This is a genomic window from Paenibacillus sp. BK033, assembly GCF_004345425.1.
Lineage (GTDB): Bacteria > Bacillota > Bacilli > Paenibacillales > Paenibacillaceae > Pristimantibacillus.
The window spans coordinates 1-13610 of sequence record NZ_SLVP01000008.1; the positions used below are offsets into that span (position 1 = coordinate 1).

The window sequence follows — 13610 nt, forward strand, 5'->3', positions numbered from 1 at the left end:
TTTAACGGTGTTTTCTTTAAACTCTTCACTGTAATGCTGCCTGCTCTCTTTCATGTGGACGACACCTCGGTTTTTTTGTGTTTATTATCTACCTGTTCTTAGAGGGTGTCCACTTTTTATTCTAGTTGCAGGCACATCGTTAAGACCACACTATAGCCGCTTTTCTCTCGCCTTAACGATATCGCATATCGTTAAGCTTTCTGAGTACCTGCTTGCCTGGAGCGCTTCATAAGCCGGGTTGCTCGTAATACTTGCTCTTTCTCCGTATAATATAGTCAATACCATTAAAGGAGCTGATCAAGTGAACTTACTGGATATCGCGATCGAGTTTGCAGCAACCGCCCATAAGGCCCAATACCGCAAGGGAACCGGGATCCCTTACATCTCCCATCCTTTTGGAGTGGCAATGCTTCTGTCCTCATACAACTATAGTGAAGAAGTGATTATAGCGGGCCTACTCCATGACGTGCTTGAGGATACGGATACGACCGAGCAGCAATTAACCGATCTATTTGGTCCCAAGATCACGTTTATTGTGCAGGGCTGCTCCGAGCCGGATAAATCCTTGAGCTGGGAAGAACGGAAAACCCATACGATCGAGAATCTCCCCTCTTCTTCGCTGGAAATCCGCTTGGTAGCCTGTGCCGACAAGCTTCATAACCTGCGCAGCATGAAACGGGAGTTCGAAACATCCGGCCCTTCCTTCTGGTCCCGGTTCAAAAGAGGAGAAAAAGAGCAGGCCTGGTACTACAAAAGCTTGGCCGAAGCGTTCGCTAAGCCCGAAGACAGCTCCTCGCATCCCCTGTTTGCGTTGTTTATTCAAGAAGTGAACGATTTTTACGGTTAACCCGCCAAAGCGGCGGAAGCTGCGGCACAATCATGCCGACCAGCATAAACACACAGCCGATCCCCGCGCGGACGCCAAGCACTTCGTCCAGCAGCAGGTAGCCGCCGATGGCGGCAAACACCGTCTCCAGGCTCAGAATAATGGCAGCCTGGGTAGGATGCGCGTTCTTTTGGCCAATAATCTGCAGCGTGTACGCGATACCCACCGAACATATTCCGCCGTATAACAACGGAATCATGGCATCGAACAGACCGGACAGCTCCACCTTTTCCGTAGAGAAGGCTGCGATAAAGCTCATGACCGAGCATGTTAGAATCTGTACGAGCGACAGCTTTAACCCGTCCGTCTTGCGGGAGAAACGGTCGATCATCAGAATGTGGACGGACCAGAATAAGGCCCCGACAAGCTCGTAGAGGTCCCCTTTTCCCAACGTCAAATCATTGGTCATGCATAATAAATACAGGCCGATAACCGCCAGAACGGCGCCTATGCCGCTGTTCACGCCAAGCCGCTGCTTCAGAAACAGGCCGAAGAACGGGACGATAACAATATAGAGTCCCGTAACGAAAGCCGCTTTTCCCGCGGTCGTATACATCAGCCCGATTTGCTGCAAGGAAGCTCCAATGAACAAAATAAGTCCCGTGCATACTCCGTATATAGAAGCAGTCTTAAAGGAACCTAGAGGCTGCGCCTGGGTCTGGCCGGATTTCCGGTCCATGATCCAAATAAGCGGCAATAAAGACAAGGCGCCTAGTACAAATCGAACGGCATTAAAAGTAAAAGGTCCCGTATGCTCCATCCCTTGCCGCTGGGCGACAAAAGCGAATCCCCATATAAAGGCGGCGAGTATTAACAGTAAACTGGATTTGAGTGATTGACTCATGATAGTTGTCTCCTAGATGTATGATTGCTACATCATCTAATCATAAGACTTCCGAAAAGTAAATCATTGCTTCAAACATAGAATCCAAACTCTTTTTTTATTGCCCTTTCCTCTTCCTTCGGGATATCGATGAATACTTTGACGACGTGGGTAACCCCGTTCATAGGCTCAGTGTTTGGTCTTACCGAAAAACACCACTCATACACACCGCTATTAACCGGTTTAAACGTATACTTCATCAGCATGCGACTATGGCTGTTTCTTTCCAATAATGTAGTCATCTCCTTTGGAGTGGAGGCTTCCCGAAGCAGCGTAGCTCCCGCCGGAATAACTAGCTCGTCGAACCTAAGCATTTTGCCAAGGAATGGCTTGTCCGGTAGATCCGGGTAATGCAATTCAATGTCTTCCATTTGGCCGGAAATCCTTGCGCCATCATGCAAAATCAAGCATGCCTCCATACTTTCAAAGCAATTGCCGCTAATAGCGCTGCCCCACATCATTATGCTTATCCCCACAGCAGACCGTCCGGTATTCGAATAGGAAAAGTAAGTCGTTTCTTCCGATTCTGTGGAGCAATCCAAATAGGACTGATAAGAGACAAGCTCCAATCGCGTTGGTCCTTGTTCCTCGAATAGTTTCCCTGCAGGATTGTTATCCCGGAAATGCAGCACGTTATCCCCTTCACCCCAGCCTACGTCCTTCTTGTATCTGAACCCTGTGCAAGAACGGTCCGTATTCCAGCTATAAAGCTTGGATAATTCCCAGAGCGTGTCCTCTGCAAAGACGGTTTCTTCTCCCCATATCCTTGTTATCTCTTCTTTCGAAATTTCTTCCGCAAGCGAAGCCCACTTTGAAGGAACCCCTTGTCTCCTTCGCTTGCTTTCCGTCATCTCGTTATATATATCGACGTCATTCACAAAGGTATCAAGGCATTTCCCCTGATTAAACAGCTTCATATAAAGCAAATCGCTGTCATATACCGAATTGCTTACGGCAAGAGTACCCAGCTTCAGTGATAAAGCTTCTGCCAAGGCATCTAATATATCTTGATCGCCGTCGTCGCTAAACTCGTCATAAATCGTTAACCACGGACTAGAGCCATCCCAGGAAAAAACGATACTGCGGTCTTCAGGTTCTTCCACTTTCTCGAAAAGGTTATTTTCCATCAACTCCGTAATGACCTGCACCACTTGCTCGACAGAAAGGGCATTTGCTGCTTTTAATTGAATATTCGCAAAAGAAGAACCCATTAAATCTACCCCTTGCGCAACTTAGTAAAATATTCCTTTTTATCGTAATTCACATTCCCTTCGCTTACAATCTACTCATGTATAATTGACAAAAAAACAAAGCACAGCGGTAACCCGCCATGCTTTGTTTTACAAAAACCAATTATTCAGTTTCCGTCTAAGGATGCCCGGCAAGCCACTTCATCAACTTCCATCGCCATCGCGGACGAGGCCTCTGCCAAGCTGCGCAGCGGTACCTCCATCTCCTGTTCGGGTTCGGAAAGCGGATAGATCCGGGCAGTTTCGTTCGCATCATCCACATGTTGAATATAGATCGGAACCCCGTTATATCTAACGTCCTCCATAACCGGAGAGGCGGCAATTTCCTTCGCTCGATTAATATCCATCGTACAAACCTCCTCTGCTGCAAGCTCCTTACAGTATGAGCGAAGGAGGAATGGAATATGCACCCAAGACGTTAGGGAACGGCGTCTCCCCGGACAAACCGTTCATAGTTAAAGCGCAGCAGTTCGATAGCATGGGCAAGATCGTCTTCCGTATTCAAATAAACGGAGACCCAGCCCGACTCCGGCAGAATATGGTGAGACCTGGCTTTTCCGGCCATTACCGCCTCATCCCGCTTGGCCCTCGGCAATAACAGATCCACCAGCCGCTCGCCATGAAGATGTCCGATCTCCTTGCCGTTCACCGCAAATTCGATACCGCCGAATCGGTGAGGACCCGACGTTACGCCCGGCCAAGATAACAGCAGCTCCTCCAAAACAGCTTTGCTCCCCATAAGCCCACCTCCGTCATCCACGTTGAAAAGAGCCTTACTTCAATCGTATTCCGGCATCCCCGGAGAATTGCCCCTTCACTTATCTTTCACTTATCTCGTAATGACCTGATCGCGTCTTGGTCCAACGGAAATCGTCGCAATCGGAACGCCTATCTCTGACTCCACAAACTCTACGTATTGTTTGGCCGCAAGAGGCAACTCATCGAATTGTCTTATCTCGGAGATCCCGCTTTTCCAGCCGGGCATGGATTTATACACAGGCTTTGCGTGTTCAAGCTTGGAGGTCATAGGAAAGTCGTCGATAACCCCCTCCGATGTTTCATAGCCGATGCATACCGGAATCTCGTCTAAATAACCCAAGACATCCAGGTTCGTTAATACGACGGACGTTGCTCCCTGCAGACGGCAGCCGTATCGCGTAGCGACGGCGTCAAACCATCCGACGCGTCTGGGCCTGCCGGTCGTTACGCCGTACTCTCCTGCATCTCCGCCCCGCTTCCTAAGCTCCTCCGCTTGTGCGCCATGCAGCTCGGATACAAACGGTCCGGCGCCCACACAGCTGGAATAGGCCTTTGTCACGGCATCGCGTATACCCCTGAATTCGAGCTCGGCAGCGTGGACCTGCTCGTCCAATTCGCCAAAAGCGGCTTTGGCTTGGCCTTTGTTATTCGCAACTACGTCATGGAAGAGTTGCAGCGGGGCGAGCTGTTCGAAATCCCTCTAGCCGAGCCTTTGCCCGTCCGACGGATTGGCATCGCAACGCCGCGCGGGATTCCTATGTCCTCGGCGACGAAATCCTTCCTGGCTCTACTGCCTTAAGCGAATCTTATCGGGGACACGATTGGTTCTCATGCGGCTTCAGCGGTCTGGCTTCTACAAAACCAAAGGCCGGAGCCCTCCCGTAAGAAGCCCCGGCCTATCCTATCCGAAGATGCTCAGTCTTGTTTTACGGCTTGCCGACTGCTGCATCCACCATGGATTATAATTTTCCTTTCAAGTCCATGAGATACTTCAGGAGCACTGCGAGCGCGCCCAAGTAATAACCAACCAGAACGACCCAGCCCGTTACGTCCATTAAGGAAAGTCCCGCAAGAAGAAGCAGCGGCATCACGTAGTACAACAGGTCTTTCAGGTAGCCCAATACGAAGTCCATCGAGAATTTGCCGCCTGTTACCATTTTGAACAAGTCAACCAACAGGTTTGCACCCATCGAGCCCAGCACGACCCACAAAGCTACTTCCATCCAAAGTGTAAGCGATCCTAGCACTTTTCATCACCTCCGAATTCGAGGAATGTGATACGCTTACATTTTATGCGGGAGGTGCGAAAGTTGTCTCCTTCAATAGCCTGTATCATCGACATATTCTTTGAAAAATAAAGAAGACCCTTTACAGGGCCTTATCGCACCTTATATTCGCTTGTCTCGATAATAATCGGCTTCGCATTCGGATAGGGTACCCGCCCGCTCTTCGGAGCCTCGCCTTTATCCTTTTTGACCGTCCATAACCTGTAGACCGTAAGCGCGACAACCATAATGCCTGTCGCCCCGTACATCGCCTGCGCCCAAGGATAGCTTGAATCCGAGCCGATCAGAAGGCCGTGCAGGAGAGCCAAAAAGTATCCGGGAAATGCCAGCATGTGCGTCATCTTCCATGCTTTCTTTCCTAGCTTCTTCATCATGTCTGAAGACAGGATAACAATGAAGGCCATATAAAACGAGAGCGTCCCCATGCCCGTCAGGACGGGATGCGACTCTGCCGTGAACGGGATTAGCAGACCGCTTACGGAATAACCCACATATTGGTCAAACAGCAGCACGGCGCCGTGCATCATGCCGAACAGAAAGCCGAACCAGCCCGCGGATTGATGCATGGTCAGTACAATCGCTTTGGCTTTATTTGCGATCAGACGCGATCCCATCGCAATGCCGGCAATCGTGGACAGAAAAAGGAACAAATACGACGTTATGCCCGAGGCTCGCGTTGTCGTCCATACACTTAAGGCATCTATGATTTCATTCATACGCATAATCCCCTTTCCTCCACATACTGACCGATAGCGCCAACCGTCCGGATCGATCCGTCATGAAGCACGCCTACCGCCGCACAAGCCGGATGGTTGCCGGCAAGCCAATCGAAGCCCTGCTCCTCTCCGAGCAGAAGGACGCATTTCGCGTATACCTCGGCATCCGCCAGATTCGGCGCAAACAGCGTCACCTGGGCCAGATCCGATTCGGCCGGCGCTCCCGTGCGCGGATGAATAATATGATGGCGGCTTTGACCGGAGCTGTCCTTCCATTGCCGTCTAACCGTATTGCTTGTGGCGATGCCCGCCGGGTATCTTACCCGAAGCGTCATCAGATCCCGGCTAGCTTCCCAAGGGTCCCCGATGCCCACCGACCAGCCTTCGTCCGGTACACCCCACAGCGTAATATCGCCTCCCGCTCCGATCGCGCCGGAACGCACGCCCGCATGCTGAATCATGAGGGATAGCTGATGGGCGCTCCATCCTTTTGCGAATCCGCCCAGGTCAACCGCAAGCTTCGCATTCAGCGTTAACGCTCTTGTATCGGGATCCAGAATCAAAGGCAACTCGCAATCAAAGGGGTTAGTCGTAAACACCGGGTTCACATGCGCGGGTCTCTCCGCCAAGGACTCAAACGTCCCGGAGTAGCCAAGCCGGTGAATGTCATGTCCCATATAAGGGTTAAACAGACCGTCGGTTGCTTCATGGTAACGGTTGGCTTCAGCCATTACTTCATAGAGCAGCGTGGAGGCGGGAAAAGGTTGTCCTGCTGAACGGTTCAGCTTGGACAACTCGCTGCGCGGGTTGAACCGGCTCAGCTTCTCCTCTACGACGGTGATCCAGCTTTCCGCCATCGCCTGCGCTCCTTCATGCAGTCCTTTTGTGAAAAACGGCGAATTCATCGCCCGAAATCTATGCAATGCCATCTATGATCCCTCCCTGCTAGGAAGCATGCGTCCGCATGCCTTCGTCGCCGGAACTTGTTCCGGAGTCCGTTCCCGAGCCAAAATCCTGTCCCATGCCGCGTCCGCGGCCAAACGGCCTTTGCTCGAAGGAGCCTGTGCCGTCATTACCCTGGATTCCTCCATCGGATGGACTGTTATTTAAAACGTCGCTGCTGACCGGAGCCGTTGTTGGATTTGCCGATGATGAGTGATTAATAACGCCGACCATTCCCGTAAATAACGCTACGCTGGAAAACCCGACAACCCATTTCACCCATTTGGAATTTGCCATCATATTGCCTCCTCTACACCCATCAGATGTCCTATAATGGACAGTGTATCTCCTATTCCTTAAACGTAGCTGAAATAAGATCTAAGAGTAATTTTACGAATAGCGTCTTTCAACCGTTTCCTGCATCCTTCTATAATCGGCAGTAACGGATATTTTTCTCGTCAGGCTGGTGACCACCATTAACATACTGCTGGATTCGACAACAATCCTTGTCTTTCTTGGAATTGCCTATTTATTCACATTCATACTAATAAGCGCTTATTGGCGGGATGTGATCAAGGCCCTGCCGGTCAGAATCTTTTTCCTGGCCAAATGCCTTCAATCCTGCTCCTGGTTTCTTGTTGTATTGCGCGGAGATATCCCGGACTTTCTGACCATCTCCGTTGCCAATTCCCTCATGTTTGTCGGAGCCTCTCTTGAGACCATCTCCATGTTACGATTACGAAATGAATGGCGGACACGCTATAAAATCATGTTCAGGCTGGCTATCCCTCTCAGCATTGCGGGATTTCATCTCGTCATGCTTATCCATAACGAGGAGGACGCCCGGATCGCCTATTGCTCTGCCGCTCTCGCCATCATACTTGCCCCCATGTACCGGCTGATCAAAGGACCCTCCCCGTTGATGAAGGTTATAGGCTATATTTATCTGTTTGTGGTTGCGGCCAATCTGGTCCGGGGAACAACCGCACTCTTCACGGATATTCCCGCAAGCTTCTTCACGCCGGGGATCTACCAACTGCTCTATCTGGTGACGATCTATATCCTTACGATTTTGGGGATTATGGGCTTTATGCTGCTGTGGAAGGAAAGAACCAATCAGGAGCTGCTTTATTACGCAAGCTACGACGATCTGACCGGCGCTTTAAACCGGAGAACGTTCATGGCCAGCGCCAAAAGCTACCTGAATCGCTATGCCAAAAAAGGCGAAGCGGTCTCGTACCTGCTGTTTGATATCGACAGCTTTAAGGACATTAACGATAAATACGGCCATCCTATCGGCGATCTCGTGCTGCAGGACGTAACGAAACGAATCCGGCATTACTTGGACAAGGACGACTTGTTCGTGCGTTACGGCGGGGACGAGTTCGGCATCCTGCTCCCCGGCAAGGGCGAGCGGGAATCAAGCGCGCTGGCCGAACGAATTAAGATCATGCTGCAATCCGCGCCGACCAGCCTGCCGGTCTCTTACACCATAAGCATGGGAGTGCTCACCGTCGTCCCGGATCAGAACACCCATATGGAGTCGATGTATACGAGATGCGACCAGGCCCTCTACACGGCCAAAAGAAACGGAAGAAACAGCATATACCGAAGCCGGTTCGGCTAGAGCCGGCTTTTCGCAAAAGAGCTTGCCGGATAACCGGCGGGCTCTTTTTTCGCTGTGCCAAGCAGCGGTTACCCTCCCTAATATTTTTGAGGTAAAATAAAATAGATTCACATTAGAGAGCAAGCAGGTGAGCGCATTTTGTTAGTCATTGACCGTAACGTTGTATCCGAACTATTAACGATGGAAGCCTGCATTCCGCTTATGGAAAACGTCCTGTCCGATTTGTCCGCCGGACAAGCCGAGCAGCAGCTCCGGTCCGTCGTTCCCGTCCGCCAAGGCGGCTTGATGGGATTAATGCCGGCGTACCTCGCCTCGCAGGAGGTCGTTGGCGCAAAGCTGATCAGCGTCTTCCCCCACAACCATAACCGCGGCCTTCCCTCCCATCAGGGCGTTATTGCCTTGTTCGACGCGGAGAATGGCGCAATGAACGCCATTGTCGACGGCCGTAACGTAACGGCTATACGCACCGCCGCCGTCAGCGCGGCCGCGACCAAGCTTCTCGCAAGAGAAAATTCGCGGGTTCTTGCGTTAATCGGAACAGGCGAGCAAGCCCGGACTCATCTCGAGGCGCTGCTGCTCGTCCGCCCGATTAAGCTTGTCCATGTATGGAGCCCTAATCTGGAACATGCGACCAAATTTCAACAGGAAATGGCCGCAAAATATACGGAGCTGAAGTTTGACATCTCGGCTACCGCGCAGCAGGCGGTTGCGGATGCCGATATCATCTGCACCCTCACCTCTTCAACAACTCCCGTTCTGCAGGGAGAATGGGTACCCGAAGGCGCGCATATCAACGCCGTTGGCGCCTGCCGGGCTCCCGACCGGGAGCTGGCAACAAGCGTTGTCCGGCGGGCGAAACTGTACGTCGACCGGCTTGAATCGGCCGTAAACGAAGCCGGAGACTATCTGATCCCTCTTCGGGAAGGGGCGATTGGCAGCGATCATATCATCGGCGAGCTCGGCGAGGTCCTTCTTGGCCGCGCCCGGGGCAGATCGTCGGACAATGACGTCACTTTATTCAAATCGCTTGGCCTAGCCGTTGAGGATTTGGCCGCGGCGGCTTATCTGTATAAGCAGGCCAAGCTTCAAGGCAAAGGCATAACTATCGCAATCTAGGAGCGTGTCATCATGAAGGAGCAGCAAAGATTGTACGACTTTCAACTTACCCCGGAGCAAGAAGAGCGGGCACTCAGCATCCATGAACGCAGCATCGTGATCGACCTGCTGTTCCAGGGGCCTCTTTCCCCCCGCGTTGTTCCTCCAGAGGTATCGGCGCAAATCAAAGAAGAATGCGAAGCGCTCAAGGACGACCCGATGGCGTACAGCGCCTTGCCTGCCAAACGTCTGCGGCAAATGTCCGTTCGCGGCGAGCTGCCCGCCTTCAAGGAGGAGTGGTACCGCTCCGGGATTACGGCCGGCAATCGGGAAGTGGACTTGTCCAGCCCGGAAGCCATGATAACCAGCATGGGCGAAATGCAGGAGCAGTTCGACCGCTTCGACTGGCTTGTGAAGGCCTTGACGGCGGACGATATCCGCGAAGCCAAGCGCAAAGGGCTTAAAGCCGGCATCGTCACGTCGCAGGATCCGGGCGGTCTCGGCAAGAACCTCGACCTGCTCGAGGCTCTTCACGGCTTTGGCCTTCGGGTGCTTCAATTAACCTATAATAATCAGAACGCCATCGCATCCGGCTGCATGGAGCTGGCCAACGGCGGCGTCTCCAATTTCGGCATGACGTTTATCGGCCGCATGAACGAGCTGGGCATCGTTGTCGATACCAGCCATTGCGGCGAGCAAACAACGCTGGATGCCTGCCGTCTCTCCGCCAAGCCCGTTATTGCTTCCCATACGGGCGCCCATGCGATCTATCCTCACCGCCGCTGCAAAAGCGATGCCGAGCTTCGCGCGATTGCCGCCACGGGCGGCGTAATCGGCGTATTTGCGATGCCATGGTTCGTTCATGGCGATCCGCATGCCACAACTATCGACCATGTGCTCGATCACATCGACTATATCGTTCGCCTGGTTGGCGTGGACCATGTCGGCATCGGTACCGATTGGCCCATGAGCGACGTCGACTGGTCCCTTGTCTATTTCAAGGAGCATATCGCCCCCAAGCTTGGCTTTGCCAGAGGAGACGGACCGTCCACCGAGCTTGTTGACGGACTCGAGCAATACGGCCTGTTCATTAACTTTACACGCGGACTTGTCGCGAGAGGTTATTCCGATGAAGAGGTCAGCAAGATCATTGGCGGCAACTGGCTGCGTATTTTCGAACAGGTATGGGGATAGGAGGAGCGGCAAAATGACGACTTACAGCTTTTATTGCGCAGGCGTTTACGAGGGCAGGATTCGATTCACGGAGGATAAAGTGATGCATGCAAGAGTAGACCGAAGACGGCGCACGCGGATGCAGGAGCATATCCTGGACCCGCAGGCGAAATATATTCTCCCGCTTCAGCAAATCCGCGAGAACCTCCCGTTCTACAACCAAGCGGAATGGTCCGGAGAGCGCGTTATGACCGCTAACGGCGAAATCTATCACCGTCACCTTACCTACACCGATGAGCAGGGACGCGCTTCGCAGGTATGGGCCAAACGGAAAGACACCGCCGTAGATATCGTAACGCTGGACGGCGCCGTTATCGCCTTCCTCTGCCCGAATCGCTACGGCATGGAGATTATCGTGCAGGAAGGGCTGGAGAAGCTCACCCCGCTTGCCGTGTACGACGATCCCCTGCTGTCCAAGCCCGAATACGGCGTAAACGATCTCGGCACGTTCCTTGTTCCGATGCGTGACGGGCTGAAGCTGGCAACCGACGTCTATCTGCCGGAAGGCATTCGGCCTGGCGCAAAGCTGCCGACGATTCTCGTCCGCACCTGCTATGACCGGGCCGGCAAGAAAGAGCATTTCCTGCGCTGGGCGAATAAGGGGTATGCCGTTGTGAACCAGGATGTCCGGGGCCGCGCCGACTCCGAAGGCGAGCTTGTCCCGTTCTATTACGAACGCGAAGACGGCAGCGATACGATCGACTGGATTATTTCCCAGGAATGGTCGAACGGCGATGTCGGCATGTGGGGAGCCTCCTACCTCGGTTACGTCGTAATGGCGGCTTCCACCAGCGGACATCCGAACCTGAAGGCGGTTGTGAACGAGGTTAACGTCGGATCTCCGTTTGTCGACACGGTCCGCCGCGGCGGCACCGTCTGCTCCTGGCCACTGCTCTCCTGGACGCTTGCCCAGTCGGTTGGCACCCGGACGGACTTCGAAATCTTCGGCGGCATTACCGTCGACCCTTTCAAAGCCGTTGAAGCGCGGCCGATCCGAGAGATTCCGCAGCAGATGATCGGCAGAAATTCCGGGCCGTGGGATTTTTGGAGCCAGCATCCGGAATACGACGAATACTGGAAGAACTGCACCCATTCGGAGCGCGCGGATCAGATTAAAGCTCCGATGTTTGTCATCTCCGGCTGGTATGACGGCGACAGTCCCGGCGTATCGGAAACGTGGCGCCTGCTATCCGAATACGACGTTCCGAACCGGAAAATCTGGCTTGGCCCTTGGGAGCACGGTCCAAACCGCGCCCGCGACCTGGAGGGCACCGCCTTTGGCGAGGATGCCGTTGTCTACGACTACGACGTTAACGTCCTCCGCTGGTTCGACCATTTCCTGAAGGGGATGCCAAACGGCATTAACGAGGAGCCCCGTGCCCGCTACTACGTGGTAGGCGAGAACAAATGGCGGACTTCGGCGGACTGGACGCCGGCAGAATCAACGGTAACGCCATTCTATCTCGGAGGCGGCGGACGGGCGAACTCAGCCTTTGGCGACGGCAAGCTTACGCTGCAGCGCCCACAGCAAAGCAGCACGCCGGACGTTTATGTCTACAACCCGGCGGATCCAGTCGTGGATTCCGGGGAACGGATCCCGGAAAACCGCCGCACGATCGAACTGCGCCAGGACGTGCTCTGCTATACCGGCGACAAGCTGGAGCAGCCGTTTAAGATTGCCGGCGAGTTGTCCGCCGTGCTCTACGCGGCGAGCTCGGCGGTCGATACCGACTGGGTTGTCGCGCTCAGCGACGTGGATGAAGCGGGCAACTCCATTCTGCTCTCCAGCTACATCGTCCGTGCCAAATACCGTCACGGCTATGACAAGCCGGAGCTGCTGACGCCCGGCGAGGTAGCGAAATTCGATATTTTCCTTCCGAATATCGCGCATCAGTTCCCTGCCGGACACCGCGTCCGCTTCTCGATCACGTCGTCCAGCAAGCTTGTTGCATTCCCGAATTCCAATACGGGTCTGAACCCGTATGACGATCCGGAGCCGGTCCCGGCTACGCAGACGATCTATCACTCCGAACAATACCCAAGCCACGTACTGCTTCCCGTACTTGGCGAATAATACGAAACAAGGCCGGGTTTCTCTTCCAGAGAGAGAGATTCCCGGCCTTTCTTCTCCTACTTATAAATGCGAACCGCCGCTTACATCCAGGCATTGCCCCGTAATCCAGCGGCTGTCGGAAGAAGCGAGAAACGCAGCGACATCCGCAACATCCGACGGCTCCCCCCATCTGCCGAAGCTCGAATACCCGGCGCCGAATTGATAGCCCGATTCATCCTGCAGCATAGCTTTGTTCATGTCCGTGGCGACAAATCCGGGCTGCAGGGCATTAACGGTTATCCCGCGGGAAGCAAGCTGGGTAGATAACGATAACGTCAGCGTATTGACAGCCCCTTTGCTCATGCTGTACGCCGCGACTCCCGGCAAGGAAATCCGCGTTACGGCAGAGGACAAATTTATAATTCTTCCGCCGTCTCTTAACCTGTGCAACGCTTGCTGAATAAGGAAAAACGGCCCCTTTACATTGGTATTCATCACATGGTCAAAGGCGGCTTCCGTTGTTTCCTCGATAGCGGTCACAAGTGCCACGCCTGCATTATTGACGAGAATATCAAAATACTTCTCTCCCGTACGCCGCTCCAAAGCCAGGTCCAAATCCTCCAGAAGCTTAGCAGCGCCGGCAGCCGTACCAAGCTCCTGACCGATGGCAAAGGCATCTCCTCCCATTTGCCCGATCTGCCGCACGACTTCGGCCGCCGCATCGTGATTGGAACCGTAATGAACGGCTACCGTCGCCCCCTCCTCTGCAAGCCGCAGCGCAATAGCGCGGCCAATCCCTCTGCTCGCACCGGTTACCAGCGCGATTTTTCCGTTTAATCTGCTCATTCCCTTGTTCAGCTCCTCCCTTTTTTTACATCCT

Annotated in this window: 14 protein-coding genes and 2 pseudogenes; 6 read left to right on the forward strand and 10 right to left on the reverse strand. The window is 53.4% G+C overall.

Features of this window, described 5'->3' with window-relative positions; all coding sequences use genetic code 11:
* Window positions 1–301: 301 nt before the first annotated feature.
* Window positions 302–847, forward strand: a complete 546-nt coding sequence (locus EV294_RS22610) for an HD domain-containing protein (RefSeq protein ID WP_132310976.1) — start codon at window positions 302–304, stop codon at window positions 845–847.
* Here the strand turns inward: EV294_RS22610 and EV294_RS22615 are convergent.
* The 5 genes and pseudogenes from EV294_RS22615 to EV294_RS22635 form a co-directional block, all read right to left on the reverse strand.
* Window positions 816–1730 carry a DMT family transporter gene (locus EV294_RS22615; RefSeq protein WP_132310978.1) on the reverse strand — a complete coding sequence of 305 codons (915 nt, stop codon included), beginning with the start codon at window positions 1728–1730 and terminating at the stop codon, window positions 816–818. The genes EV294_RS22610 and EV294_RS22615 overlap by 32 nt on opposite strands.
* Window positions 1731–1801: 71 nt before the next feature.
* The gene (locus EV294_RS22620; protein ID WP_132310980.1) at window positions 1802–2980 is read right to left on the reverse strand and encodes a hypothetical protein; all 1179 of its coding nucleotides are present in this window, start codon (window positions 2978–2980) and stop codon (window positions 1802–1804) included.
* Window positions 2981–3192: 212 nt separating this feature from the next.
* A pseudogene (locus tag EV294_RS22625) lies at window positions 3193–3366 on the reverse strand (small acid-soluble spore protein H); the annotation flags it as partial.
* A 71-nt stretch (window positions 3367–3437) separates the two neighbouring features.
* The gene (locus EV294_RS22630) at window positions 3438–3758 is read right to left on the reverse strand and encodes a luciferase domain-containing protein (protein WP_132310984.1); all 321 of its coding nucleotides are present in this window, start codon (window positions 3756–3758) and stop codon (window positions 3438–3440) included.
* 90 nt (window positions 3759–3848) lie between these two features.
* Window positions 3849–4340: pseudogene (locus EV294_RS22635) on the reverse strand (adenylosuccinate synthetase); the annotation flags it as partial.
* Between the two features lie 33 nt (window positions 4341–4373).
* On the opposite strand from EV294_RS22635, the gene EV294_RS22640 reads away from it, so the two are divergent.
* Entirely contained in the window at window positions 4374–4577 is a 204-nt protein-coding gene (locus EV294_RS22640) for a LysR family transcriptional regulator substrate-binding protein (RefSeq protein WP_243711760.1), read from the forward strand.
* Between the two features lie 160 nt (window positions 4578–4737).
* Here the strand turns inward: EV294_RS22640 and EV294_RS22645 are convergent, their stop codons facing one another.
* From EV294_RS22645 to EV294_RS22660, 4 genes are all read right to left on the reverse strand, one after another.
* Window positions 4738–5025 carry a hypothetical protein gene (locus tag EV294_RS22645; protein ID WP_012772611.1) on the reverse strand — a complete coding sequence of 96 codons (288 nt, stop codon included), beginning with the start codon at window positions 5023–5025 and terminating at the stop codon, window positions 4738–4740.
* 131 nt (window positions 5026–5156) lie between these two features.
* Window positions 5157–5780, reverse strand: a complete 624-nt coding sequence (locus tag EV294_RS22650; protein ID WP_132310986.1) for a ferric reductase-like transmembrane domain-containing protein — start codon at window positions 5778–5780, stop codon at window positions 5157–5159.
* Window positions 5777–6709: an FAD:protein FMN transferase gene (locus EV294_RS22655; RefSeq protein ID WP_132310988.1), complete on the reverse strand. Its 933-nt coding sequence runs from the start codon at window positions 6707–6709 to the stop codon at window positions 5777–5779. The genes EV294_RS22650 and EV294_RS22655 overlap by 4 nt, the downstream gene beginning before the upstream one ends.
* A 16-nt stretch (window positions 6710–6725) precedes the next feature.
* Entirely contained in the window at window positions 6726–7019 is a 294-nt protein-coding gene (locus EV294_RS22660) for a hypothetical protein (protein WP_132310990.1), read from the reverse strand.
* Window positions 7020–7449: 430 nt separating this feature from the next.
* Here EV294_RS22660 and EV294_RS22665 point away from each other — a divergent pair, with 430 nt between their 5' ends.
* The 4 genes from EV294_RS22665 (at window position 7450) to EV294_RS22680 (ending at window position 12751) form a co-directional block, all read left to right on the forward strand.
* Entirely contained in the window at window positions 7450–8349 is a 900-nt protein-coding gene (locus EV294_RS22665; RefSeq protein ID WP_165930781.1) for a GGDEF domain-containing protein, read from the forward strand.
* 138 nt (window positions 8350–8487) lie between these two features.
* Window positions 8488–9465, forward strand: a complete 978-nt coding sequence (locus tag EV294_RS22670) for an ornithine cyclodeaminase family protein (protein WP_132310994.1) — start codon at window positions 8488–8490, stop codon at window positions 9463–9465.
* A 12-nt stretch (window positions 9466–9477) separates the two neighbouring features.
* A complete protein-coding gene (locus EV294_RS22675; protein WP_132310996.1) occupies window positions 9478–10638 on the forward strand; it encodes a dipeptidase in 1161 nt (386 codons plus the stop codon).
* A gap of 13 nt (window positions 10639–10651) precedes the next feature.
* On the forward strand, window positions 10652–12751 hold the full coding sequence (locus EV294_RS22680; protein WP_165930782.1) for a CocE/NonD family hydrolase: 2100 nt from the start codon (window positions 10652–10654) through the stop codon (window positions 12749–12751).
* Window positions 12752–12811: 60 nt separating this feature from the next.
* Here the strand turns inward: EV294_RS22680 and EV294_RS22685 are convergent, their stop codons facing one another.
* Window positions 12812–13576 carry an SDR family oxidoreductase gene (locus EV294_RS22685; RefSeq protein ID WP_132311000.1) on the reverse strand — a complete coding sequence of 255 codons (765 nt, stop codon included), beginning with the start codon at window positions 13574–13576 and terminating at the stop codon, window positions 12812–12814.
* Window positions 13577–13610 lie beyond the last annotated feature (34 nt).